We start from the raw sequence: 25,236 nt of genomic DNA, 5'->3' as shown, positions 1-25,236 counted from the left end.
TCCAAAGAAGTGAGCTCACCGTGAAAGCCGCCTGAAATGCCACATTCATGCCAAACAGACTCTAGCTTAGCCCATAGGTGCTGGTTACAATACTTCCATGCAACTCGATAGCCGCGCACAAACCCTCTTGAAAGCCTTAGTCGAACGCTATATTGCCGACGGCCAGCCGGTCGGCTCGCGGGCGCTGTCGAAGATATCCGGGCTGGAACTGTCGCCGGCCACCATCCGCAACATCATGGCCGACCTGGAAGAGATGGGCTTTGTCGCCAGTCCGCACACTTCCGCCGGCAGGGTGCCAACGCCGCGCGGTTACCGGGTCTTCGTCGACACCCTGCTGACGGTGCAATCGATCGACGAGTCGGGGCTGGAATCGAAAATGCATTCCCGCCTGCAATCCCATTCGCAGCAACAACTGCTTTCCAACGCGGCGCAGATCCTGTCGTCGCTGTCGCAATTCGCCGGTGTGGTGCTGACCCCGCGCCATGAATCGGTGTTCCAGCAAATCGAGTTCCTGCGCCTGTCGGAAAAGCGCATCCTGCTGGTGATCGTCGCCCCCAACGGCGAGGTGCAAAACCGCCTGTTGCTGACCGAGGCCGATTACACGCCGTCGCAACTGACGCATGCCGCCAATTACATCAACCAGCACTATGGCGGCATGAGTTTCGACGACGTGCGCCTGCGCCTCAAGGGCGAACTGCGCCAGCTGCGCGACGACATGACCGCGCTGATGCAGGCAGCGGTGGAAGCCGGCAGCGATGCCATGGCCGATACCGGCGAGGATGTGGTGATTTCCGGCGAGCGCAACCTGCTGTCGGTGTCGGACCTGTCGTCCAACATGGCGTCGCTGCGCAAATTGTTTGAAGTTTTCGAGCAAAAGACCGGCTTGATGCAATTGCTGGACATCTCCAGCAACGCCACCGGCGTGCAAATCTTCATCGGCGGCGAATCGCAACTGGTGCCGATGGACGAAATGAGCGTGGTGACCGCTCCCTATGAAGCCAATGGCAAGATCATCGGCACGCTAGGCGTGATCGGCCCCACACGCATGGCATACGAACGGGTAATCCCGATCGTCGACATCACCGCCAAGCTGCTGTCGAACGCCCTCAGCCACCACTAGCCGGCAGCCCTTCAGTCAGCATTCAACGCCCGCGGTGGGGGCAGTTCTCCTTGGTGCAATGGCCATACAGCGCCAGCGCATGGTCGGCAATCTTGAAGCCGCGCTCGCCGGCGATTTTCTGTTGCCGCTGTTCGATCTCGTCATCAAAGAATTCTTCCACCAGGCCACAATCCAGGCATACCAGGTGGTCATGGTGCGAACCCTGATTCAGTTCGAAGACGGACTTGCCGGTTTCAAAATGATTGCGATGCAACAGGCCGGCCTGCTCGAATTGCGTCAGCACGCGATAGACGGTTGCCAGTCCGACATCCATATTCTCGGCTAGCAGGACTTTATAGATGTCTTCCGCGCTCAAATGGCGCACCGCGCTGTTCTGGAAGATTTCCAGAATTTTCAAGCGTGGCAGGGTGGCCTTCAGGCCGCTGGCTTTCAAGTCGGAAGGATTGTTCGGCATGATTATGGTTGGAAGCTGAGTTCTGCTTTATCATATAGTGTTTCTGCAAAAATTTCCTGATTCGATCAAGACTCTACTATTTATGCGCCTGCCGTTTCCAGTATTACCTTCCGCTTCAGCCTTGTCTCAGGCATTGTGTCTGGTCGCGGCCTGCGCCCTGATCGGCTGCGCCAGCAAGAATCCCTTGATGGAAGAGCCGGTTGCCGCCACCAGCACCCCTGCCGTCGCAGCCCAGCAGCCCAAGGCTGCCGTACCGGCCACCACGGGAGTGCAGACCACCAAAGAAAAGCGCCTGTTCGGGATTTTTTCGCCCTACCGGATCGATATCCAGCAAGGCAACTTCATCTCGCAAGAACAGCTGGCGCAACTCAAGACCGGCATGACCGCGGACCAGGTGCGCTTCGTGCTGGGCACGCCCCTGCTGAACGATATATTCCACGCCAACCGCTGGGATTACGTATTCCGTATGCAAAAAGGCAATGGTGAAGTGATCAGCAGCCGCATCGCGGTACATTTCCAGGATAACCGCGTAGCCAATATCGATGCCGGCACCTTGCCGACCGAACAGGATTTCCTGTCCCTGATCGCTGGCACGACGCCGCAGGCATCGAAAACGGCAACGCCAAAAGTGGCAACGCCGGCCAAGTAATATTTTGCCAACAGAACTGGTTTAGCCTCATGAATCCATTAAAAATCGCCATTGCCGGCGCCTCCGGCCGCATGGGCCGCATGCTGATCGAAGCCGTACAGGAAGCTGACGACACCGTGCTGGCCGGCGCCCTCGATATCCCGGGACAATATGTCGGCAGCGATGCCACCGCCTTCGCCGGCCAGCCCTGCGGCGTGGCCATCGAATCGGACCTGGCCAAAGGCCTGGCAAATGCCGATTACCTGATCGATTTCACCCGCCCCGAAGGCACCCTGAAACACCTGGAATATTGCGCTGCCCACGGCATCAAGGTGATCATCGGCACGACAGGCTTTGACGATGCCGGCAAGGCGGCAATTGCCGCCGCCGCGCAAAAGACGGCGATCATGTTCGCGCCCAACATGAGTGTCGGCGTCAACGTCACCATGAAACTGCTGGAAATGGCGGCAAAAAGCTTCGCCGAAGGCTACGATATCGAAATCATCGAGGCACATCACCGCCACAAGGTCGACGCCCCCTCCGGCACCGCGCTGAAAATGGGCGAAGTCGTGGCCGAGGCGCTCGGCCGCGACCTCAAGGAAGTCGGCGTGTTCGCGCGCGAAGGCGTGACCGGTCCGCGCGACCCGTCCTCGATCGGCTTTGCCACTATCCGTGGCGGCGATATCGTCGGTGACCATACGGTGCTGTTTGCCGGCATCGGCGAGCGCATTGAAATCACCCACAAGTCGTCCAGCCGGGTCACCTATGCGCATGGCAGCCTGCGCGCCGCGCGCTTCCTGGCCGACAAGAGCACCGGCTTGTACGACATGCAGGACGTGCTCGGCCTGCGCTGATCCATGAATCCAGCCACCCCTACCCTCGGTTTCGCCCACTACTGGGCGCAGGGCGACGCCGTCTCGCATGCGGTCGCCTACGCCCTGCTGCTGATGTCGATCGCCAGCTGGTATTACATCCTCTCCAAGGCCTGGACTTCGTGGCGCATCCGCAAGAGCGCCCGGACCCTGGAAGCGTTCTGGAATGCGCCGACCCTGACCGATGCCATCGCCCTGATCCGCGCCGCCGACCCGGAAAGCGTCTACACGCCGCTGGCCGCGCAAAGCGCCCAGGCCGCCAGTGTCGGCAACCAGGCCGGCTCGCTGAATGCCCATACCGACCCGGGCGAACTGATCACCCGCACCTTGCGCCAGGAAATCAACCGCGTCGCCGCGCGCCTGGAAAACGGCCTGACCCTGCTGGCTTCGGTGGGCTCCACCGCCCCCTTTGTCGGCCTGTTCGGCACCGTCTGGGGCATCTACCATGCCTTGGTCGCGGTCTCGACTTCCGGCACGGTACAGATCGACAAGGTCGCCGGCCCGGTTGGCGAAGCGCTGATCATGACCGCCCTTGGCCTGCTAGTGGCGATTCCGGCGGTGCTGGCCTACAATGCCTTCACCCGCGTCAATCGCCTCACCCTGGCGGAACTGGATGGCTTTGCACATGACTTGCATGCCTACCTGACTACTGGCGCACGCGTTGTACCAGCTGCGGGACAGAGTAGTTCTTGAATTGCGGGACAGAGTTTGTGAGTCGCCGCAGCGCGACGAATTACTCTGTACCCAACATTATAGATATGAGTATCTCAAGGTAACAAAATGGCCTTCGGCGGATTCAACCAGAACCAGCAGGCAGCGCCCATGTCGGACATCAATGTCACGCCCATGGTCGACGTGATGCTGGTCTTGCTGGTGATTTTCATCATCACCGCGCCGCTGTTTACCCACGCCATCAAGCTGGACTTGCCGACCGCACAGGCGGAAGCAGCGCCGGAAAAGCCGGAAACCATTTCGCTGTCGATCAATGGCGAGGGGCAAATCTTCTGGGGCAATGACGTCATCGCCCGGCAAGACCTGGCCGCGCGCCTGGCGCAGGCGGCACAGAAAAAGCCGCAACCGGAGTTGCAATTGCGCGCCGACAAAGCTACCCGCTACGAAATCATCGCCGAGGTCATGGCGGCCGCCCAGGGCAACGGACTGAACAAGCTTGGTTTCGTGACGGAACCCAAACCGGCTGCGGCCCCAAGCTCAGCGCCGGCGAAATAAGACCATGGCACATGTCCTCCTCGATGGCGCGACCATCACCGACTGGCCCGCCTTTCATGCGCAATGCCGCGAGGCTTTCGGTTTCCCTGATTTTTATGGCAACAACCTGGATGCCTGGGTCGATTGCCTCTCCTATCTGCGCGACGATGACGGCATGACCCGCTTCCATCTGGCCGAAGAGGAAGTGCTGGAAATCGAAGTGACACAAGCCGACACCCTGCGCCAGCAGGCCCCCGACTTGCTGGAAGAACTGGCCTTCTGCATCGAAGGCATCAACGAGCGCTATGCCGATTACGGCGAAAAACCCGCTTTGAAACTGCTACTGCGCTGACCGATTGCGCCGTTTTTGCGGCAATTCCATCATTTTGCGGCAGCATGACATGGTTTTGCCGCCTCGTAAGCCCTTGCCCGAACCAGTATAATGGCGGGTTCATATCCCATTTCCCTACCATCCGTCATGCAAGACAAATACAGCCCCGCCGATGTCGAGAAATCGGCGCAAGACCATTGGCAAGCGATCGACGCCTACCGCGCCGCCGAACACGCAAAAGACAAGAACGGCCAGGACAAGAAGAAATTCTATGCCTGTTCGATGCTGCCCTATCCTTCGGGCAAGCTGCACATGGGGCATGTGCGCAATTACACCATCAATGACGTGATGTACCGCCACCTGCGCATGAACGGCTACAACGTGCTGATGCCGATGGGCTGGGATGCCTTCGGCATGCCGGCCGAGAATGCCGCGATGGCCAACGGCGTGCCGCCGGCGCAATGGACGTATTCGAACATCGACTACATGAAAAAGCAGATGCAGGCGATGGGCCTGGCGATCGACTGGTCGCGCGAAATGACCGCCTGCCGCCCCGAGTACTACAAGTGGAACCAGTGGATGTTCCTGAAGATGCTGGAAAAGGGCATCATCTACAAGAAGACCGGCACCGTGAACTGGGACCCGATCGACCAGACCGTGCTCGCCAACGAACAGGTGATCGACGGCCGCGGCTGGCGTTCCGGCGCGCTCATCGAAAAGCGCGAAATCCCGATGTACTACGCCCGCATCACCTCCTACGCGGAAGAATTGCTCGACTTCGTCGACAACAAACTGCCGGGCTGGCCCGAGCGCGTGCGCATCATGCAATCGAACTGGATCGGCAAGTCCACCGGCGTGCGCTTCGCTTTCCCGCATGACATCAAGGATGCGGCCGGCCAGGCGATCAACGACGGCAAGCTGTGGGTCTTCACCACCCGCGCCGACACCATCATGGGCGTGACCTTTTGCGCCGTCGCCCCGGAACATGCGCTGGCGACGCACGCGGCGCAAGCCAACCCGGCGCTGGCCGCCTTCATCAATGAATGCAAGCAAGGCAGCGTGATCGAAGCCGACATGGCGACCATGGAAAAGAAGGGCATGGCCACCGGCCTGTTCGTCACCCATCCGCTCACCGGCAAGCAGGTCGAAGTCTGGGTCGGCAATTACGTCCTGATCACCTATGGCGACGGCGCCGTGATGGGTGTGCCGGCGCATGACGAGCGCGACTTCGCCTTTGCAAAAAAATACAGCCTGGCTATCCAGCAGGTGGTCGATGTCAACGGCCAGGATTATTCGCTGGACGCCTGGCAGGAATGGTATGGCGACAAGGAAAACGGCCGCTGCGTCAATTCCGCCAAGTACGATGGCATGAACTACCAGCAGGCAGTCGATGCCATCGCTGCCGACCTCGCGGCCCGGAACATCGGTGAAAAGAAAATCACCTACCGCCTGCGCGACTGGGGCATTTCGCGCCAGCGCTACTGGGGCACGCCGATCCCGATCATCCACTGCGCCGATTGCGGCGACGTGCCGGTGCCGGAAAAGGATTTGCCGGTGGTGCTGCCGGAAGATTGCGTGCCGGACGGCAGCGGCAATCCCTTGAACAAGCACGAAAAATTCCTCCACGTCGATTGCCCGCAATGCGGCAAGCCGGCGCGGCGCGAAACCGACACCATGGATACCTTCGTCGATTCGTCGTGGTATTACATGCGCTATACCGCGCCACAGGGCGCGCCGGGTAGCGCCGACAAGATGGTCGACGAGCGCACCGATTACTGGATGCCGATGGATCAGTACATCGGCGGCATCGAGCACGCCGTGCTGCATTTGCTGTATGCCCGCTTCTGGACCAAGGTCATGCGCGACTTCGGCCTGGTCAAGTTCGACGAGCCCTTCGTCAACCTGCTCACGCAAGGGATGGTGTTGAACGAAACCTATTACCGCGAAGAGGAATCCGGCAAGAAGACCTGGTTCAACCCGGCCGATGTCGAACTGAGCCTGGATGACAAGGGCCGCCCGGTGGCCGCCAAGCTGACAGCCGACGGCCAGCCGGTCGCGATCGGCGGCACCGAAAAAATGTCGAAGTCGAAGAACAACGGCATCGACCCGCAGGCGCAGATCGACCAGTACGGCGCCGATACCGCGCGCCTGTTCACCATGTTTGCCTCGCCGCCGGAACAGACGCTGGAATGGTCGGGCACCGGCGTCGAAGGCGCCAACCGCTTCCTCAAGCGCGTGTGGAATTATGCCTATGCGCAGTCGGCGCGCATCGCCGCCGCAGCGCCGGGCGATTTCGCCAGCCTACCGGAAAGCCACAAGACCCTGCGCCGCGAAATCCACAAGATCCTGCAGCAGGCCGATCACGACTACAAGCGCATCCAGTACAACACCGTGGTGTCGGCCTGCATGAAGATGCTGAACACGCTGGAAGGCGCGAAATTCGACGACTCGGCTGCATCGAACGCCGTGATCACCGAAGGCTTGTCGATTTTCCTGCGCCTGCTCAATCCGGTGGCGCCGCATATCACCCACGTGGCGTGGCAGGAAACCGGACTGACCAAGGTTCACGGCGACATCCTCGACGCGCCCTGGCCGCAAGTCGATCCGGCCGCGCTGGAACAGGCCGAGCTCGAGTTGATGGTGCAGGTCAATGGCAAGCTGCGCGGCAGCATCAAGGTCTCGAAAGATGCCGACAAGGCGACGATCGAAGCGGCGGCGCTGGCCAACGAGAATGTGCAGAAATTTATCGAAGGCGCCCCGAAAAAAGTCATCGTGGTGCCTGGCAAGCTGGTCAATATCGTCGCCTGAGGAGCAAACGCATGAGCAACCCGCGCCGTAACGCGCTCACCCTGCTGGCCAGCCTGGCAGGCGCCTCCGCACTGAGCGCCTGCGGCTTCCGCCTGCGCGGAGCGGAGCAAACCCGCCTGCCGTTCAAGACGATCTACCTGGCCTTCGCCGAAAACTCGCCGCTGGGCGTCGAGTTGCGGCGCTATATCCGCGCCAGCGGCAGCACCGAAATCGCCAGCGACCGCAAGGCGGCCGAAGCCGTGCTGGAGCCGCTGTCCGAACAGCGCACGGAATCCGTGCTGTCGCTCAACAGCCAGGGTCGCATCCGCGAACTGTCGCTGTTTTATTATTTCGGCTTTCGGGTGCTGGATGGCAGCGGCCAGCAATTGCTCGAGCCGACCGACATCGTGCTCAAGCGCGACATGAGCTTCAACGAAGCCGCCGTGCTGGCCAAGGAAGGCGAAAAAGCCATGCTGTACCGCGACATGCAGTCGGACCTGGTGCAGCAGATCCTGCGCCGGCTGGCGGCAATCAAACCGTCATAATCATGCAACTGCGGATCGACGCCCTCGAAGCGCATCTGGCCAAGCCGCTGGCGCCGCTGTACGTGATCGCCAGCGACGAGCACCTGCTGGCGCTGGAAGCGGCCGACCGCATCCGCAAGACGGCGCGCGTGCAGGGATTTTCCGAACGCGAAGTGCTGGTGGTCGAACGCAGCTTCAAGTGGGGCGCCCTGCTGGAAGCCAACCAGTCGCAATCGCTGTTCGGCGAACGCAAGCTGATCGAACTGCGCATCCCCACCGGCAAGCCGGGCAAGGAAGGCGGCCAGGCGCTGCAGCATTACGCCGCCAGCCTGTCGCCGGACAACGTCACGCTGATCACCCTGCCCAAGCTCGACTGGGCCACGCAAAAGGCGGCCTGGGTCGGCGCGCTGCAGCAGGCCGGCGTGTACATCGACATCCCGCTGGTGGAACGCAACCAGTTGCCGGGCTGGATCGGAACGCGGCTGGCGGCGCAAAAGCAGAGCGCCGACCGCCAGGGTATCGATTTCATCGCCGAGCGCGTCGAAGGCAACCTGCTGGCCGCGCACCAGGAAATCCAGAAACTGGCGCTGCTGCACCCGGAGGGCAAGCTCAGCTTCGAACAGATCCAGGATGCGGTGCTGAACGTGGCCCGCTACGATGTTTTCAAGCTGAATGAGGCCATGCTGGCTGGCGACAGCGCGCGCCTGGCGCGCATGCTGGAAGGCCTGAAAGGCGAAGGCGAAGCCTTGCCGCTGGTATTGTGGGCGGTGGCCGAAGAAATCCGCACGCTGCTGAAGCTGAAGTCGGGCATGACGCAGGGTCGCCCGCTCGGCATGCTGTTAAAAGAGTACCGCATCTGGGGACCGCGCGAGCGCCTGATGGAACCGGCGCTGCGGCGCATCTCGCTGGCCACGCTGCAGGCGGCGCTGCAGGAAGCCGCGCAAATCGATAAGATGGTCAAAGGTTTGCGCGCCAAAGCATTCGCGGGCGACGCCTGGGACGCCATGCTGCAACTGGGCCTGAAGGTCGCGACCGGACGCTGAGCGCCGGCATCGAAATTTTCGTTTTACTTATCTGGAATCCAAACATCATGGATATCAAGCATTACATGAATGACGTCGGCCAGCGCGCCCGCGCCGCCTCGCGCGCCATGGCCCGCGCCGACACCGCCGCCAAGAACCGCGCGCTGGAACTGATCGCCGCCGCCATCCGCCGCGACGCCGCCGCCTTGCGCGCGGCAAACCAGCAAGACCTGGAAGCCGCCCGCGCCAACGGCATGGAAGCGGCCATGCTGGACCGCCTGACCTTGTCAGACCAGGCCATCGCCACCATGGCCGCCGGGCTGGAACAGATCGTCGCCCTGCCCGACCCGATCGGCGAGATCTCGAACATGAAATTCCGTCCAAGCGGCATCCAGGTCGGCCAGATGCGCGTGCCGCTCGGCGTCATCGGCATCATTTACGAAGCGCGCCCGAACGTCACGGTGGATGCCGCCGGCCTGTGCATCAAGAGCGGCAATGCGACGATTTTGCGCGGCGGCTCGGAAGCGATCCACTGCAACCAGGCGCTGGCAAAGCTGGTCAAGGAAGGCCTGGCCGGCGCCGGCCTGCCTGGCGATGCGGTGCAGATCGTCGAAACCACCGACCGCGCCGCCGTCGGCGAACTGATCACCATGCCGCAATATGTGGACGTGATCGTGCCGCGTGGCGGCAAGGGCCTGATCGAACGCCTGATGCGCGAATCCAAGGTGCCGATGATCAAGCACCTGGACGGCATCTGCCACGTCTACATCGACGACAAGGCGGATATCGGCAAGGCCCTGCGGGTCGCCTTCAATGCCAAGTGCCACCGCTACGGTACTTGCAACACCATGGAAACCCTGCTGGTGGCGCGCGAAATCGCCCCGCGCGTGCTGCCCGAACTGGCCAAGCTGTACGAACAGAAGGAAGTCGAGCTGCGCGGCGACGAGGAAGCGCGCGCCGTCCTGAAAGGCTACCCGCACCTGGCGGCCGCCACCGACGAAGACTGGAAGACCGAATACCTGGCGGCCATCCTGGCGGTGAAGATCGTGCCCGGCATCGATGAGGCGATCGCCCACATCAACCTTTACTCGTCGCAGCACACCGACGCCATCGTCACCGAAGATTACAGCCGCGCCATGCGCTTCGTGCGCGAAGTCGATTCGGCTTCGGTGATGGTGAATGCCTCGACCCGCTTCGCCGACGGCTTCGAGTACGGCCTCGGCGCGGAAATCGGCATTTCCAACGACAAGCTGCATGCACGCGGTCCGGTCGGACTGGAAGGATTGACTTCGCTGAAATATGTGGTATTCGGGCATGGAGAAGTTCGTGTATAAATGCTATGTTTACGGAGTATCGCCTTGCAAGGCGACACCGTTACGCAGGCACGGGGCATGCCCCGGTTCGCGGGCAGACAGCATGCTGTCTGAATTCCCCGCTCACCCCCTGCTTCACCATGGTGAAGTGCGCGTCTGAGTTACCCACCCCTGATGAAACAATAAAAATGCTCTGGATTAAATCGCTGCACATCGTCTTCGTCGCTTCGTGGTTCGCCGGCCTGTTCTACCTGCCGCGCATTTTCGTCAATCTCGCACAGGTCGACGACACTGCCACCACCGAGCGCCTGTTGCTGATGGCACGCCGGCTGTACCGCTTCATGTCGATGCTGGCGATTCCGGCGCTGGTGTTCGGCCTGTGGCTGTGGCTGGGTTACGGCATCGGCAAAGGCCCCGGCAATGGCTGGCTGCACGCCAAGCTGACGATCGTCGTGCTGCTGATCGGCTACCACCATGCCTGCGGATCGCTGTTAAAGAAATTCGAACGCGGCGTCAACAAGCGTAGTCATACCTGGTACCGCTGGTTCAATGAAGTGCCGGTGATCGGCTTGCTGGCTGCCGTGGTGCTGGTGGTGGTCAAGCCGTTTTAAACAAGCGCTGCCGTCCCCGCAAGAGGGAGCGGCTGGCAAGCAATACTTACGGATAAAAGGTTCCCCATGAATTACTCTTATTTCTGCCCCTGCCCGCGCGGCATGGAAGTACCACTGGCCGAAGAACTGCGCGAGATCGCGCAGCAAAGCCCCACGCTCAAGGTGCACAACCAGGTGCCGGGCGGCGTGCACTGCTCCGGCAAGCTCACCGATGCCTGGCGCATCAACCTGCATTCGCGCATCGCCTCGCGCGTGCTGCTGCGCATCGCGCATGGCGGCTACCAGAATGAAAACGATATCTATGACATGGCGTTGGCGGCGCCCTGGGAAGACTGGTTCAGCGTGGACCACACCATCCGCGTCAATCTCACCGCCATCAAGTCGCCCTTGACCAGCCTGGACTTCACCACCCTGAAAATCAAGGACGCGGTGTGCGACCGCTTCCGCGACCAGTTCAACAAGCGCCCCTCGGTCAATACCAAGGAACCCGACATGCGCATTTCCGGCTTCCTCGACCAGCGCACGTTTACGCTGTACCTGGACACGTCCGGCGAGGCATTGTTCAAGCGCGGCTGGCGCGAGGATACCGGCGACGCGCCGTTGCGCGAGAACCTGGCCGCGGGCCTCCTGCGGGTGGCCGGCTGGAAACCCGGCATGGTGCTGTTCGACCCGATGTGCGGTTCCGGCACCATCCTGGCCGAAGCTGCGCAAATGCTGGCCGGCATTCCGCCCGGCACGCGCCGCCGCTTCGCCTTCGAAAAATTCCATGAATTCGATGCCGACGCCTGGCTGGCGATGAAGGGCGGCTTCAAGCCCAATCCCCTGCCCGCTGCGCCGACGATTTTCGGCAGCGACATTTCCGGCGACATGATCGTCATGGCGCGCCACAACCTGCAGCGCGCCGGTATCCAGTTCGAGGTGCCCCTGAAACAGATCGAGGCGCAAGAGGTCAAGCCGCCGAGCGAGACGCCCGGCATCCTGCTGACCAACCCGCCGTATGGCGAACGGATCGGCGTGCGCGGCGACAGCGCCATCGACTCCGATGAGATGGCGCAATCCTTCTTCAGCGCCTTCGGCACCACCTTGAAGCAGCGCTTCGCCGGCTGGTCGGTTTTCCTGTTTACCGCCGATCTCGGCGTGCCAAAACTGCTGCGTTTGAAAGAATCGCGCAAGACGCCCTTCTTCAATGGCGCACTGGAATGCCGCTTGTTCCGTTTCGATATGGTGGCGGGCTTCAACCGCCGCGAGGCCGCCCTGCCGAAGGATGTGCCGCAGCAGGGGCGATAGCCCGCAAGCGCCTGCGCCGCACATGAAAAACGGGAGCCGCGGCTCCCGTTTTTCATCCGTAGTTCAATGGATTCAATGCGGGTTCAATGCGCGGAAACTGCCCACGCACCGCCTCCGCACCAATCACTGGCGTTTGGCGCTCAATGGGCCGCTATAACCGCTGGCACTCCAGGTACCGCTCAGCTCATTGTCGCCCTTCAGCGACAACTTGATGGCATTGCTGGATTTGTTCTCGATCAGCGTACCGTTTTGCACCGCTGCGCCGGCGAGCGGACCCTTGGTGTCGCCGGCGGCAGTGCCGTACCAGTTGGCGCTGCCCTTGACTTCGGTGCCGTTGACTTCGGTAACGATCAATTCAAACTTGCCGCCGCCAAAACCCGGCAGCGTCCAGTTACCCGCCCAGTTGCCTTTCAGCTTGGCGGCAGCAGCGGCGTCGTTAACGGCGGTAGCAGCGGCGGCTTCCTTGGAAACCGGGGCGGCAGGTTGCGAAGCACAACCGGCCAGAACAAGCGCTGCAGTCAAACCGGCAAGAGTCAGCATGGAACGGATCATATTTGTCGCCTCTAAGTTTATAAAAGGACATTTAGTATAAGCAATTTGCAGAAAATCAACAAATGTCCAAACGGAGAGGCCGCCATTTCAGCAAAAAAAACGACATTGCAGTTTCAAAATCAGCCGTCTATTCCTTATCCACCCGAATACTTGTCCCAGTTATAGATCGGGATTACATTCAAGGGCGCACCAATCTGGATCGTGATCGACCGGCGCGACTCCGGTCGAGCAGGCAAGTACGATTCCGAACAGGAGCACGACGCAAGCGCACGCCTGTTACCTCGGACCGCGCGATAACTGGATACCATTAAAAACGGTAAGCCGCGCTGATCCCGGCACTCCAGTTGCGGCCCGGCGCCGGCTCGAAGTAGCGGCTATTGCCCTCGTTGATGATCGCCGAACCGGCATACTGACGGTCGAACAGGTTGTCGATGCGGGCAAAGCCATTCAGTGTCCAGCGCTCGAGTTGCAGCAAATAGCCGGCATGGGCTGCGGCGGCAAAGTACCCAGGCGCGGCGGCATCGTTGCGGTCATTGACTTTGATTTCGCTGAGGTAGCGACCTTCGATACCGGCGCGCCAGCCTTGCGAAGGCGCCCAGGCCAGCGAGGCGAAGGCCATCTGGCGGGCAATGCCGGGAATGCGATTACCGGCGGGAACGATCTGATTGGGAGGAGTACAGGAAGGCGAACAAAAGCTGTCGCGGTAAGTCGCATCCAGGTAAGTATAGGCCGCCTGCACACGCCAGTTGCGCGCCAGCGCACCATCCCATCCAAGCTCCAGGCCATTGCGGCGGGTGCGCCCGGCGTTCTGGAACGTGGCGCGGCCAAAGGTCGTGATGGCGCTGACGATTTCGTCTTCGGTACGGGTCTGGAACAATGCCGCCGTCAGCATGCCGCTGCCAAGCCGCGCCTTGGCGCCGACCTCCGCGCTGGTGTTGACCGAGGGCCGCAGGGCGAAATTCAGGCCAGCCTGGCCATCGCTGCGGTAGGAAATTTCATTGAAGGTCGGCGTCTCGAAACCGCGCCCCAGTGTGGCATACAAGTTCAGGTCCGGCGTTGCCTGATAGCGCAGCGCCGCCACCGGCAACGTCTTGCGGTAACGCGCCGCGCCGCTGTCGTCGCCGTTGACGCCGGCGATGTAATGGTCGTCCGAGGAAAAACGCACCGAGCTATGCCGCACGCCCGCATCCAGCGTCCAGCGCTCGGCGAATTGCCAGGACGCCTGCAGGTAAGGATCGATGTTCCACAAGTCGTTGCTTTCGTCGCGCCGTAGCCTGCCCTGCACACCAAGCTGCTGGGTGGCGCCGGCGCCGATGAAGTTTTCATAGCCCTGGCGCTGCTCCTTCAACGTATCCCAGGCGAGGCCGCCGACCATGGTCAGCGGGCGCCCCCCCAGTTGCAGGCGCGAAGTCCAGCGCGCATCGATGCCGCCATAGTCGCGCGCCAATGAAATCACGCCGCCGGCATGGCGTGGGTTGGCTTGTGGAGCGACGGGAATCGACTGGAACTGCACCGTCTCGCGCTGGCCGTAGTACGCTATCAGGCGCAAGTCGTTGGCGGCATCGATGCGGCGCTCATACACCAGACCGCCCTGGGTCTGCTGCACGCTCTTGCGGGTGTCGAACTGGTTGGCACCCGCGACAACACCGCGCGGGTTCGCCCTGAAGTCGCTCCACTCCAGCCCGAGCGGATCCTGCGCTTTCAGATCCACGCTGTTGACCACCAGCGTCAGCTTGCTGTCATTATCCAACTGGATACCGAGCTTGGCGTTGACCAGGTTTTTGCTGGCCGCGCTGTGGTCGCGATAGCCATCGGTGGTGAAACGGCTGGTACTCACCAGATAGTCGATGGCGCCGGCGCCGCTGCCGGTCGAACCGCCTGCCTTGATACCGTAACGCCGCAGACCGTCGCTGCCGAAGGCAAAGCTCGGCGTGACCTTTGGCGCACCGCTGCCCTCTTCGGTAAACACCTGGATCACGCCGCCGGACGAATTGCCATACAAGGCAGAGAAAGGACCGCGCAGGATTTCAACCCGGTCGATCGAGGCGATGTCGATGTTGGAGCTCTGGCCCTGACCGTCCGGCAATGTCGCCGGGATGCCGTCCACATACAGACGCACGCCGCGAATGCCGAACGTCGAGCGCGCGCCAAAACCGCGCACCGAAATCTGCAAGTCTTGCGCATAATTCTGCCGGTTCTGGATCAATAACCCCGGCACGCCGCCCAGCCCCTCGGAAAGGTTAACCTGCTGCCGGTTGGCGCGCAGTTCTTCGCCGGCGACCAGGCCGACTGATGCCGGCGTATTGAAAGGCGTCGCGCCGATGCGGGTGCTGGTGACTACCACGGGCTTGAGCGTGGCGGCAGCGGATCCGGCATCCGGCATCTGCGCCAAGGCTGGTACGCAAGCCACCAGCACGATGCCGGCTACCACAGAGCGATACGGCATGCGGATACCGCGGATGGGCGCGATCGGGCGATGCCCGAGTTCAAACAAAATTATCATGGCGTTAATTGATTGTTGCTGCGACGTGACAGGATGATGTGCCGTGCGATGCTTACATATGTGCCATTCGCAAGATTGGCAGTGAGCATGCGGAAAACTGCGCGTGACTATTTGCATTCAGACCACGCATTTTACGCGCTGCGCAAGAGCAATGCTTGACCTAAGGCAAGACCATTCTGAATTGAAAGACATGCCGCCGTGTCCACGACAGGATGATCGATCAAGCCTATCGGGCAAGCAAGGGTGGCGAAACTGCCCGACGGTGGGCAAATCCAGTAAAATCGCGCGATCCTGAAAACTGTTTCTTTGCCGTCAGAACAGTTGGCATTAGGCCATTTCAAGCCAGATCCGCGTGCCACAAGCGCAAGCGCGTCGTCGATTTCCCTCCCCTTTTCCAGTCGCAGACAGAGCATGCCTGTTTGCCGCCGACCGCTAACCCAAGGCAGTGTGAACCATGTAAATCTCACTGGATGACAGGCGCGGTTCAATCGCGGCGCGGGTTGTTCGGCATACGGTCGTAACGATTGGCCACGCCGTCGCCATCGCGGTCACGGTCCACGCGGTTCGGCACGCCGTCGTGGTCACGGTCGCCGCGACCATTGCCGCGATTTTCATAATGCTTGCGGTGGTCATGGGCCGGGCCACGCTGCCATCCACCGCGGTTCAGACGCCAGCCATCACGCTCCTGGCGCCACTCGGGGCGCTGATAGGCATATCCGGGCCGAGCGCGCTCCCAATGGCCCGCCACCCATACGTGCCGTCTGCCATTCCAGTTCCAGTAGCCTGGCGCCCATTCATAGCCCCGGCGCTGGGCAGGCACGACTTCAACCCGCTGCGGCGGCAGTACAGAGGATGCGTTTCATTGTGATCTCCAATCGACGTTGTGATGGATTCACTTTAGCGGATGGCTGTCGTCAGGCAATCAAATGATGCATTTGCTTACAAGCGATACATCTGCAAGCCGGTCGACGGAACGATCGCAAAAGCAAGCGAATCCGCTGCGCCGGTTTTCACGACCGCCAGATCGATCACGATCGACACCCGCCGGTTGATGCCGCGCCGCTGCATGGAGTACACTGATCAAGCTTTTCAGCAAGTCTGCCTGATCAATCATCTACGGAGCATCCAATGATTATTAACAGCATCGACCCTGCAAACAGCAAACTGGACATCGAGATACTGGTAGACGGCACCGACGAACAAATCACCGAATTAAGCAAACTCATCGTCGCCGGTATACCGCCATCGAGCGCACCGCCCGTCATCATCGCCCATGACCCTGCCAATAGCCTAAGCCGGAGAATCATGTTTTCCATAAAAGGGCCAACCGACTTTCAGGTTGCGACAACCCTGGATTGGCTTAAATCCCTGAAACTGGTGGGCGGCCAGGCCTACGGCACGATCTCAAAGCTCAACCCTTGAATTCGGACAGGGCGAGAGCGCCTACAAGCTGTCCATTGCCGCCACACCGGCGGCAGCGCGCAGCAACCGGTAACCGGCATGGGAATGAGAGAAGTGGCGCTGGAAGTTCGGACCGCGTTGCCGCGGCCGGCATCCCTGTTCCCTTTACGGCCAGACCCGCCGGCAAAATATCAAGCGATAGCCATTTCCAGCAGCAGGCGTTCCAGGAAAATATCAATATAGAAAACGCTGAATGTCTGCCTGGCGTTATCGTCAGCGGCAATGTCGATGATTTCCTGCATTTCGCTGCGCATATCCGCGTTTGCACGGCTGCGCATGATTTTCGGCGTCGAAATGCGGTCTCTATCGGAAACGGTCACAATATTCTCGACCGCGTCGACCATCAGGCCATAACGCTCATCGCCACGCTCGACCACCAGTATCTTGATATCGGACCTGTCTGTTGCGGGCGGCATCCGGTACAGGCTGCGCAAGTCGATGAGGGTGATCATCTGCCGCCGCAGATTCAGAATGCCATACACAAACTGCGGCAAGCCCGGCGGCTTGAGCACGTCACTGGGAAAATCGATGATCTCCCGGATCTGCTTGATCTCCACCGCGCAAGAATGTCCCAAGGAAAATGTAATGTACACCTGCCGATGCAGATTGCCGCCGCCTTTCCTGCTCGGGCTATCGTCGGCGAGCGCTTCCTGACGATATAAATTGGTATGCCCCTTCGTGATGTCGAGGATTTCGGCCTGAGAAAAAATCGCCTCGTGATTCAGGAATAGAACTTCGCCCATGCCTTGCTTGTGAATGCAGCCGACGAACATGGCAGCGCGGGTTTTGCTCAACAGAGGAACGGGCAGGAGATCGCCTGGAAAGAAACTGAATATATTGTCGACCGAATCCACCAGCAGACCGATCGCGGCATCGCCGATGCGCGCGATGACGATGCGCTGCTCGGCCGATGCCGGTTCGCCGGCATCCGGAAAATTCAGCAGCCTGGCAAAATCCACTATCGCGACCGCGTTACCGCGCAGATTGATCCTGCCGATGCACAGATTGCTGTTGAGGACCGAGCCCTTCAACTCGGGAACGCTGATGATTTCCTGTATGGCCTTCATCTCGAACGCAAAGGGGGTTCCTCTCACACGGAAAGATACGCACTGGCGACGTTCCGCCTGACGGTGGAAATGACTGCTTTTTTCTTCGCGGCCTGCCGATTTGAGGGCGAGAATTTGCGGCACGTTCTCGATGCTGATCAGGGCCGCAGGATCGAGAATCTGCAACAGACGCGCGCCATCGTCCAACCGGATCGTGCCGGCAATCACGCCATGGATGGCTGGATTCTTGTAGTGCAGTTGGCAACGCTGCTCGGGACGCACCCGCAAAATCTCGCCGGTGTCATGAAACAGGATGCCGACCTGTACCTGATCGTGATCGACAATCGCGATCTTCTGCGAGCGATCGGCTGCGGGCGCGGCGGCATCGAAAATTTTTCCGAGATTCAGCACCGGAATAACAGAGCCGCGCAACGTGAAAATCCCCTCGAGAAACGCCGGCGATAAGGGGATCGCCGTGAGCTTTTCGGGAACGTTCACCACCTCGCGGATGTCTCTGGCGGATAGCGCGAATTCCTCATCACCCAGGATGAAGGAACCGAATAATTCCGCCGATGCTGCAGCGGCCTCCACCGGCGCCGCTGTTGCAGCCGCCTTGGCTTCCGGCGCGGTTACGCGCGCAGCGGCCGTGATTTTCGCAATATTCTCGGTTGGCGCCTCGATGTCCGGCAGGCATGCGGCTGGCGACGGACTGCCCTGCTTTTCAAGCACGTTCATGGTATTGCTCCTCGGGTTACCCCATGATTTCTTTAATGCGAACGCTCGGCTGGCCGCAATCGATGACAATCTGGCGGCCACGTCTGCCGCCAATTTCGCTGCGCGTCACAGTCAGCCCGTATTGCAGCAGGTATTTCTGCGCCGCTTCTGCATTCGCTTTGCCCACGTCCCCGCTACTCTGCCTGATGCTGAACATGCGAGCGCCGCCGGCCACGATGACCTCGATATCCGGGTAGTCCATTTTTCTGATGCCCATCAGCTTCAAGAGCGATGGTATCGCCTGGTTGACGTAGCGGGCGCCGATTCGCAATCCGGGCTCCGGCGCTTCCGAAAGCAGGCAATGCGCCAACCCGCAGCGCCCGCCGCCTTTCCAGAGGAACGCTATGCCAATGCAGGAGCCGAGCGTGGCCTTCAGAACGTCGCCTCGACCGCCGATCTTCAGCTCACCCATGCCGACAATCTGCGCGGAATGCTCGTTCATGCCAGCACCGGATCGACGCGATAGATTTGCGATTTTTCAAATTGAAAAGGGGTGGTCAACCGACTCAGCGACTCAGACTCGCCCAGAATAAGCCTGGCGTCATCACTCATCACCCCGCGTACCAGATTCACGATGCGTTCCTGGCTTTGCGCATCAAAATAAATCAGTACATTGCGCAGGAAAACAATGTCAAATCGTGCCGGTGTCTGCAATTGGCAGAGGAGATTGTGTTCCGCAAATCGAATGCGGTTCTTCAATTCCGCTGCGATACGCCGGCCATCTTCGTGCGGATAAAAATATTTTTCCAGCAGCCTGGGCTGCGACGCCTTGATCTTGTCGAGCGAACGCCCGCGATACAGGCCTTCCCGTGCGGCAGCCAACGTTTCGGTGGATATGTCGGTTGCCAGAATCTGGTACTGAAAGTCCGCAGCATGCTGCCGGAACTCCTCGCACAGCATTGCGATGGAATATGCCTCTTCCCCGCTGGCCGCTGCAGCCGACCAGATTCTGAGCGTCTGGCCGGCATGATCGCGTTGCCATTCGGGCAGGAACTGTACGGAGAAAAAATCCCAGACAAGCGGCGTGCGAAAAAAAAGGGTGTCGTTGGTGGTCACCATGTTGATGAACAACTGCACCTCGTCCAGGTCTTTTTCGACGACATGCAGATAGTCCCGATAGCTGCCGAGGGAAAGCGCAAGCAGCCGGGGCCGCAATCGCCCCTGCAGCAGAATGCTTTTCTTCTCGGTCATCGCCATGCCGGTGTGCTTGCGCACCAGCTGGATCAGAGCGGTCAGTGTCGCGGCATCGATGTCCGCAGCAGCCTGCATGACCTCAGACAACAAAGCCCGATACAGTTTTGTTCAAATCGCCCGCATTCTGGTTCAGTCCATCGGTGGAGCGCGCAATGCTATCGCAGGAGGCTGCGGATTTCTCGGTCTCTTCCGCGATGTGCTGGATGGCGACGCTGACTTCCTTGGCTGTCAGCAACTGCTCGTCGGCCGCAATGGAAATCTCGGAAATTGCCTGCGTAGTCTTGGCGACACCGGAGACGATTTTGTCGAACGCATCACTGGCTTTCCTGGAAATTTCACTGCCCATCGACACCCGTTTGACCGACTCATTGATCAGTTTGGAAATTTCCTTTGTGGCTTGCGATGAGCGTTCTGCCAGCTTGCGCACTTCATCGGCCACGACAGAGAAACCCAGCCCATGTTCGCCCGCCCGCGCCGCTTCGATCGCTGCGTTGAACGCAAGCATATTGGTCTGGTTGGCAATCTCGCCAATGACCTTGACAATCTCGCCAATGTCCTCAGACGAGCGATTGATCAGGTCCATGGCTTCGATCGATTTGGCGACGGCTTTCGCTCCGAGCTCCGCTTCTTGTTGCGTGGACTTTGCAAGATGATCGGCATTGCGCGTATTGGCCGCGATCGTGTTGATGGACGATGTCAAGCCCTCAATGGAAGCGTTCATTTCCTCAACGGTCGCGCCCAGCGTCTGTGCGCCTGCCGCCACGCCGTTCGACTGGTCCGCGATCGCCTTGGACATATCCGAAAAGCTGCCGGCGGAATTCACCACGTTGCCGATCACCCCCCGCAGGTCAACGATCATTTTCTTGATGCCTTCGGCAAGCAGATCAATGGGTTCCGTGCCTTCGATCTTGATATTACATGTCAGATCGCCCTGCGCCGCACGGCCAACCGATTCCAGCAGTTCATTGACTTTCCGGCTGTCGTTTTGCGACTTCGCTTGAATGCCGTTTTCCAGATTGACCTGCTCGGTGACGTCGGTGGCGAATTTGACGACCTTGCAAGGCTTGCCATTCCAATCCATGATCGGGTTATAGGTGGCCTGGATCCAGATTTCCTTATCATTGTTGCCAAGGCGCTTGTAGCGGCCGCTATCGAATTCGCCGCGATTGAGCTTCTGCCAGAATCTTTTATAGTCGGCACTGGCAGCATAGTCGTCATTGCAGAACATGCGGTGATGCTTGCCCTTGATGTCTTCCAGCGAATAGTCCATCGCATTCAGGAAGTTGTCGTTGGCATCGAGGATGATTCCGTTCATGTCAAACTCGATCACCGCCTGTGCCTTGCTGATCGCATGGATCTTGCCTTCAAATTCCGCGTTTTTCAGCTTGGAGTCGCTGATGTCTGAAGCGTATTTGACGACCTTGAACGGCACGCCATCGGCATTGAAGATCGGATTGTAAGAGGCATTGATCCAGACTTCGTGGCCGCCCTTGGCGATACGTTTGTATTCGCCGGCATCGAACTGCCCTGCTCCCAATTTTTTCCAGAACTGGCTGTAGTCGGCGCTCTTGACAAGGGATTCCTCGCAGAACATGCGGTGGTGCTCACCCTTGATTTCATCGAGCGTGTATCCCATGGTCGCCAGAAAATTATCATTGGCGGTGATGATGGTGCCGTCAAGATTGAATTCGATGACTGCCTGGGCCTTGCTGATCGCATGGATCTTGCCTGCAAACTCGGCATTGATCATCTTGCTTGCCGTGACATCGGTAGCGAACTTGACAATTTTACAGGGCTTGCCCTGCGCATCGAATATCGGATTGTAGGAAGCATTGATCCAGACGTCGCGGCCTCCCTTGGCGATGCGCTTGTATTCTGCCTGATCGGCTGCGCCGCTTGCCAGCTTCTCCCAGAACTGTTTGTACTCCTGGGTTTTCACATAGGCCAGGTCGCAAAACATGGAATGGTGCTTGCCCGCCACTTCTTCAAGTGAATAGCCCATCGCGCCTAGAAAGTTGTCGTTGGCATGAATGATGGTGCCGTCGAGTTCAAACTCGATGATCGCTTGAATCTGATTGAGCGCGTTATAAACGGCTTGTAAATCCAGTCGAGGGGAGGAAGATACTTGATTATTCATGTCACTATACCGTTTTCTTGTTTTTCAATTTCCATGGACGCTTGACATGGCTCATCAGGTCGCTATCGCGAGCGGCATTTTAAATTGGAAATGTTTCCAGTTGGAAATTATCTTACATATCAATTTTTATGCTGATTTGAGAAAACGCAAATTTTCAACGAATCGGACTCCCTTCTTTCCAGCACGCCACCCATTCTTGGTCATTTGCCGAACACCATCAAACCCGCGTAAAATGCGCCTGTCGCGGGTGTAGCTCAATGGTAGAGCAGAAGCTTCCCAAGCTTACGACGAGGGTTCGATTCCCTTCACCCGCTCCAGTTTTCCAGGCACCGCAAGCCGGTGCCTTTTTGTTGGCACAACACCCATGTTTTGCCATTGCGACCACTTCACGACCACAGCATGTCCGACCTCCCAGAAAACGCCGCCGGCAAACCCCTGTTCTACGACCCGACCGAGCGCCGCATCCGCAGCTTCGTTACCCGTGCCGGCCGCCTGTCCACGGGCCAGGCGCGTGCGCTGGAAGAATTCGGCCCGCAGTTCTGCCTGCCCTACCAGAAGGCCCTGCTCGACGTCGATGCCGCCTTCGGCCGCACGGCGCCGACCATCCTGGAAATCGGCTTCGGCATGGGCGACACCACGGCGACGATTGCCGCCGGCATGCCGGAAAAGAATTTCCTGGGGGTGGAAGTGCATACGCCGGGCGTGGGCAGCCTGCTGAAGCTGATCGGCGAACAGGGTTTGCAGAATCTGCGCATCCTCCAGCACGATGCGGTCGAAGTCGTCACCAACATGATCGCGCCCGACTCGCTGGCCGGCGTGCATGTGTTCTTTCCCGATCCCTGGCACAAGGCGCGCCACAACAAGCGCCGGCTGATCCAGCCGGCGTTCGTCAGCCTGCTGGCCTCGCGCATTGCCCCCGGCGGCTACCTGCACTGCGCCACCGACTGGCAAGAGTATGCGGAACAGATGCTGGAAGTGCTGTCGGCTGAGCCGACTTTGCAAAATACCGCCGAAAATTACGCCGAACGCCCCGCCTACCGGCCCAATACCAAGTTCGAGAAGCGCGGCATCAAACTCGGCCACGGCGTCTGGGACCTGGTGTTCGCCAAACGCTAGCGTTCCTTGCCGAACTTCGGCTTCTTGAGCTTCTTGGGTTTTTTCAGCACCTGTCCACTCGCATCGGTCATGGGCACGCGGTGCTCCGGTTCAAATTCTCGCTCCTCAATGCGCTTCAAGGTCTGACGGGTCAAGGTTTCGATCGCAGCCAATAACTGCACCTCGTCCGCACAGACCAGCGAAACCGCCTCGCCTGCGGCACCCGCACGGCCGGTGCGGCCGATCCGGTGAATATAGTCTTCGGCGACGATGGGCAGGTCGAAGTTGACCACTTGCGGCAGGTCGTCGATATCCAGCCCGCGTGCCGCCACGTCGGTGGCCACCAATACCTGCACCTGCGCTGCCTTGAAGCGTTCCAGCGCGCGCAGGCGGGCCGGTTGCGGCTTGTCGCCATGGATCGAATCGGCGCTGACGCCCTGCGCCTGCAGCGTCTCGACTAGTTGATCGACGCCCTTGCGGGTCTTGACGAATACCAGCACCTGGACCCAGCGCTTTTTCTTCAACAGATGCAGGAATAGCTCGGGTTTGCGTTTTTTATCCACCGGCACCATCCACTGCCTGACGCTTTTGGCGGTGGTATTGCGCGGGCTGACCTCGATACTGACCGGGTCCAGCAGCAGCGTGCCTGCCAGGGTGCGGATGGCGTCCGAGAAAGTCGCTGAAAAAAGCAGCGTCTGCCGGCGTTTCGGCAGCGCGTCGAACACCGCGTTGAGCTCGCGCGAAAATCCGAGATCGAGCATGCGGTCGGCCTCGTCGAGCACCAGCGTCTGCAATTGCGTGAACTTGACCGCGTTCTGCCGGTACAGGTCGAGCAGGCGCCCGGGCGTGGCCACCAGCACATCGAGACCTTTGCGCAGCTTCATCATCTGCGGATTGATGCTCACGCCGCCATAGGCCACGGCCATGCGCAAGGGCAGGTGCAAGCCGTAGTCGCGAAAACTTTCATACACCTGTTCGGCCAGTTCGCGCGTCGGCACCAGCACCAGCACGCGCACCGAATTGCTGGCCACTTGCGGACCTTCCATGGTCAGCCGATGCAGCAGCGGCAACGCAAAGCCTGCGGTCTTGCCGGTGCCGGTTTGCGCGGCGGCCATCAGGTCACGCCCGGCCAGCACGGCCGGAATCGCCTGCACCTGCACGGGTGTCGGGGTTTTGTAGCCGAGCGTGTCGAGCGCGCTGAGCAGCGGGTCAATCAAACCAAAGGTGGCGAAGGTCACTGGGATCGTCAAGAAATAGAAAAGAAAAATGGCCGCATGCGGATCATGCAGAATGTATCGTGATGGTGCGCCCTGCCGCAGCGCTTGCGCGCGCCCGCAACTGGCCGCAGCCGCCGTCGACATCCTGCGCCGCCGAATCGCGCAGGTTGGCCAGCACGCCGCGCTGGTGCAGCAAGCGCACCATTGTGCGGGCACGTTCCGGGGACGGGCGCCGGAAGTGCAGATCCGGAATGGTATTGTAGGGAATCATGTTCAGCACCGCGTGTTTGCCTTTGAGCAGATCCACGATGCCCTCGATTTCATCGTCGCCATCATTGATATCCTCCAGCAGGGTCCACTGGTATTGCACGGGATAGGCCGTGGCGCGGCCGTACTGTTCAGCCAGATCCACCAGTTCCCGCGGCGTCAGCCTGGGCGCACGCGGCAACAACTGCTCGCGCAATGCAGGCTTGGTGGTGTGCAGGGACAATGCCAGCGCCGGCTTGACCACTCCCTGCGGCAGGCGCTCGAACACGCGCGGATCGCCCACCGTCGAGAACACCAGGTTCTTGTGACCGAAATTGCCCTCGGTACCCAGCAGCTGGATGGCTTCCAGCACGTTATCGAGGTTGTGGGCGGGTTCGCCCATGCCCATGAAGACGACTTTCTTGACCATGCGCTGCTGGCGCCCCAGCACCACCTGGGCGACGATCTCGCCGCTGGTGAGCTGGCGGATCAGGCCGCTGCGCCCCGTCATGCAGAACTGGCAACCGACCGCGCAGCCGACCTGGCTGGAGACGCACAATCCATCGCGCGGCAACAGCACGCTTTCCACGGTCTGGCCGTCATGCAAACCGACCAGCAGGCGGGCCGAGCCATCCTCGGTCGGATGAGTAGAAAGCAGCTGGACCATGCCGCGCAATTCGGCGTCGAGCGCGGGCAGCGCCTCGCGCAGCGCCAGCGGCAAATAATCCTGCGGGCGGCGCCGTCCCTGATCATGGGGACGCGCTTGCAGCCAGTCGCGCAATACGCGTTGCTCGTGTTCCGGTTTGGCGCCCAGCGCGCGCAGGCGCTGGCGAATGGTGTCGATTTCCATGGGGAA

25 protein-coding genes and 1 tRNA gene are annotated in these 25,236 nt (G+C 60.1%); 15 read left to right on the top strand and 11 right to left on the bottom strand.

All coding sequences use genetic code 11. From position 1 onward, the window contains the following. Nucleotides 1–97 precede the first annotated feature (97 nt). Complete coding sequence (hrcA, locus tag D3878_RS21275; protein ID WP_119787291.1) at nucleotides 98–1,120, top strand: heat-inducible transcriptional repressor HrcA; 1,023 nt, start codon at nucleotides 98–100, stop codon at nucleotides 1,118–1,120. A 22-nt stretch (nucleotides 1,121–1,142) separates the two neighbouring features. On the opposite strand, the gene fur is transcribed toward hrcA, so the two are convergent. Then, nucleotides 1,143–1,574, bottom strand: coding sequence for a ferric iron uptake transcriptional regulator (gene fur / locus D3878_RS21270; protein ID WP_119787290.1), 432 nt, complete (start codon nucleotides 1,572–1,574; stop codon nucleotides 1,143–1,145). 121 nt (nucleotides 1,575–1,695) lie between these two features. Between fur and D3878_RS21265 the strand changes: the two genes are divergently transcribed. The 11 genes from D3878_RS21265 to D3878_RS21215 all read left to right on the top strand — a co-directional run bounded on the left by D3878_RS21265 (nucleotide 1,696) and on the right by D3878_RS21215 (nucleotide 12,155). Beyond that, the gene (locus tag D3878_RS21265; RefSeq protein WP_233556415.1) at nucleotides 1,696–2,223 is read left to right on the top strand and encodes an outer membrane protein assembly factor BamE; all 528 of its coding nucleotides are present in this window, start codon (nucleotides 1,696–1,698) and stop codon (nucleotides 2,221–2,223) included. Nucleotides 2,224–2,252: 29 nt separating this feature from the next. Then, nucleotides 2,253–3,056, top strand: coding sequence for a 4-hydroxy-tetrahydrodipicolinate reductase (gene dapB, locus D3878_RS21260; RefSeq protein ID WP_119787288.1), 804 nt, complete (start codon nucleotides 2,253–2,255; stop codon nucleotides 3,054–3,056). A gap of 3 nt (nucleotides 3,057–3,059) precedes the next feature. Beyond that, nucleotides 3,060–3,767 carry a MotA/TolQ/ExbB proton channel family protein gene (locus D3878_RS21255; protein ID WP_119787287.1) on the top strand — a complete coding sequence of 236 codons (708 nt, stop codon included), beginning with the start codon at nucleotides 3,060–3,062 and terminating at the stop codon, nucleotides 3,765–3,767. Between the two features lie 87 nt (nucleotides 3,768–3,854). Further along, entirely contained in the window at nucleotides 3,855–4,301 is a 447-nt protein-coding gene (locus tag D3878_RS21250) for an ExbD/TolR family protein (protein WP_119787286.1), read from the top strand. Nucleotides 4,302–4,305: 4 nt separating this feature from the next. Continuing rightward, nucleotides 4,306–4,632 (top strand): barstar family protein, encoded by a 327-nt coding sequence (locus D3878_RS21245; RefSeq protein ID WP_119787285.1) that lies wholly within the window; start codon nucleotides 4,306–4,308, stop codon nucleotides 4,630–4,632. 126 nt (nucleotides 4,633–4,758) lie between these two features. Further along, nucleotides 4,759–7,419: a leucine--tRNA ligase gene (gene leuS, locus D3878_RS21240; protein ID WP_119787284.1), complete on the top strand. Its 2,661-nt coding sequence runs from the start codon at nucleotides 4,759–4,761 to the stop codon at nucleotides 7,417–7,419. Between the two features lie 11 nt (nucleotides 7,420–7,430). Then, nucleotides 7,431–7,943: an LPS-assembly lipoprotein LptE gene (locus tag D3878_RS21235; RefSeq protein ID WP_119787283.1), complete on the top strand. Its 513-nt coding sequence runs from the start codon at nucleotides 7,431–7,433 to the stop codon at nucleotides 7,941–7,943. A gap of 2 nt (nucleotides 7,944–7,945) precedes the next feature. Next, a complete protein-coding gene (gene holA, locus D3878_RS21230; protein ID WP_119787282.1) occupies nucleotides 7,946–8,965 on the top strand; it encodes a DNA polymerase III subunit delta in 1,020 nt (339 codons plus the stop codon). 47 nt (nucleotides 8,966–9,012) lie between these two features. Further along, nucleotides 9,013–10,278, top strand: a complete 1,266-nt coding sequence (locus tag D3878_RS21225; RefSeq protein WP_199688223.1) for a glutamate-5-semialdehyde dehydrogenase — start codon at nucleotides 9,013–9,015, stop codon at nucleotides 10,276–10,278. A gap of 167 nt (nucleotides 10,279–10,445) precedes the next feature. Next, complete coding sequence (locus tag D3878_RS21220) at nucleotides 10,446–10,868, top strand: CopD family protein (RefSeq protein ID WP_119787280.1); 423 nt, start codon at nucleotides 10,446–10,448, stop codon at nucleotides 10,866–10,868. 66 nt (nucleotides 10,869–10,934) lie between these two features. Next, complete coding sequence (locus D3878_RS21215; protein ID WP_420799555.1) at nucleotides 10,935–12,155, top strand: THUMP domain-containing class I SAM-dependent RNA methyltransferase; 1,221 nt, start codon at nucleotides 10,935–10,937, stop codon at nucleotides 12,153–12,155. 123 nt (nucleotides 12,156–12,278) lie between these two features. Here the strand turns inward: D3878_RS21215 and D3878_RS21210 are convergent, their stop codons facing one another. The 4 genes from D3878_RS21210 to D3878_RS24680 all read right to left on the bottom strand — a co-directional run bounded on the left by D3878_RS21210 (nucleotide 12,279) and on the right by D3878_RS24680 (nucleotide 16,278). Next, complete coding sequence (locus D3878_RS21210) at nucleotides 12,279–12,707, bottom strand: hypothetical protein (RefSeq protein WP_119787279.1); 429 nt, start codon at nucleotides 12,705–12,707, stop codon at nucleotides 12,279–12,281. A gap of 307 nt (nucleotides 12,708–13,014) precedes the next feature. Then, complete coding sequence (locus D3878_RS21205; protein WP_119788065.1) at nucleotides 13,015–15,153, bottom strand: TonB-dependent receptor; 2,139 nt, start codon at nucleotides 15,151–15,153, stop codon at nucleotides 13,015–13,017. Nucleotides 15,154–15,694: 541 nt separating this feature from the next. After that, entirely contained in the window at nucleotides 15,695–16,030 is a 336-nt protein-coding gene (locus tag D3878_RS21200) for a hypothetical protein (RefSeq protein ID WP_420799554.1), read from the bottom strand. Between the two features lie 119 nt (nucleotides 16,031–16,149). Further along, nucleotides 16,150–16,278 carry a hypothetical protein gene (locus D3878_RS24680; RefSeq protein WP_274381926.1) on the bottom strand — a complete coding sequence of 43 codons (129 nt, stop codon included), beginning with the start codon at nucleotides 16,276–16,278 and terminating at the stop codon, nucleotides 16,150–16,152. Between the two features lie 60 nt (nucleotides 16,279–16,338). Between D3878_RS24680 and D3878_RS21195 the strand changes: the two genes are divergently transcribed. Further along, nucleotides 16,339–16,632: a hypothetical protein gene (locus D3878_RS21195; RefSeq protein WP_119787277.1), complete on the top strand. Its 294-nt coding sequence runs from the start codon at nucleotides 16,339–16,341 to the stop codon at nucleotides 16,630–16,632. Between the two features lie 170 nt (nucleotides 16,633–16,802). Here D3878_RS21195 and D3878_RS21190 read toward each other — a convergent pair whose 3' ends face one another. The 4 genes from D3878_RS21190 to D3878_RS21175 are packed head-to-tail and all read right to left on the bottom strand — an operon-like array spanning nucleotide 16,803 to nucleotide 21,822. Further along, entirely contained in the window at nucleotides 16,803–18,452 is a 1,650-nt protein-coding gene (locus D3878_RS21190; RefSeq protein WP_119787276.1) for a chemotaxis protein CheW, read from the bottom strand. Between the two features lie 16 nt (nucleotides 18,453–18,468). Beyond that, nucleotides 18,469–18,933 (bottom strand): chemotaxis protein CheD, encoded by a 465-nt coding sequence (locus tag D3878_RS21185; RefSeq protein WP_119787275.1) that lies wholly within the window; start codon nucleotides 18,931–18,933, stop codon nucleotides 18,469–18,471. Beyond that, nucleotides 18,930–19,760, bottom strand: coding sequence for a CheR family methyltransferase (locus tag D3878_RS21180; RefSeq protein ID WP_119787274.1), 831 nt, complete (start codon nucleotides 19,758–19,760; stop codon nucleotides 18,930–18,932). The genes D3878_RS21185 and D3878_RS21180 overlap by 4 nt, the downstream gene beginning before the upstream one ends. Nucleotides 19,761–19,764: 4 nt before the next feature. Then, entirely contained in the window at nucleotides 19,765–21,822 is a 2,058-nt protein-coding gene (locus D3878_RS21175; protein WP_119787273.1) for a methyl-accepting chemotaxis protein, read from the bottom strand. Between the two features lie 243 nt (nucleotides 21,823–22,065). Between D3878_RS21175 and D3878_RS21170 the strand changes: the two genes are divergently transcribed. Together D3878_RS21170 and trmB are read left to right on the top strand one after the other, a co-directional pair. After that, nucleotides 22,066–22,139 (top strand) — tRNA-Gly (locus D3878_RS21170). Nucleotides 22,140–22,221: 82 nt separating this feature from the next. Further along, nucleotides 22,222–22,938 (top strand): tRNA (guanosine(46)-N7)-methyltransferase TrmB, encoded by a 717-nt coding sequence (gene trmB / locus D3878_RS21165; protein ID WP_199688222.1) that lies wholly within the window; start codon nucleotides 22,222–22,224, stop codon nucleotides 22,936–22,938. On the opposite strand, the gene D3878_RS21160 is transcribed toward trmB, so the two are convergent. After that, nucleotides 22,935–24,155, bottom strand: coding sequence for an RNA helicase RhlE1 (locus D3878_RS21160; RefSeq protein ID WP_119788063.1), 1,221 nt, complete (start codon nucleotides 24,153–24,155; stop codon nucleotides 22,935–22,937). The genes trmB and D3878_RS21160 overlap by 4 nt on opposite strands. Nucleotides 24,156–24,198: 43 nt before the next feature. Next, nucleotides 24,199–25,230 (bottom strand): RNA methyltransferase, encoded by a 1,032-nt coding sequence (locus D3878_RS21155; RefSeq protein ID WP_119787272.1) that lies wholly within the window; start codon nucleotides 25,228–25,230, stop codon nucleotides 24,199–24,201. Between the last annotated feature and the right edge of the window lie 6 nt (nucleotides 25,231–25,236).

Origin of the sequence: Noviherbaspirillum sedimenti, from assembly GCF_003590835.1 — a bacterium.
GTDB lineage: Bacteria > Pseudomonadota > Gammaproteobacteria > Burkholderiales > Burkholderiaceae_D > Paucimonas > Paucimonas sedimenti.
The sequence above is the reverse complement of the archived record's forward strand: the minus strand, read 5'-3'. Positions and strand labels throughout refer to the sequence as shown.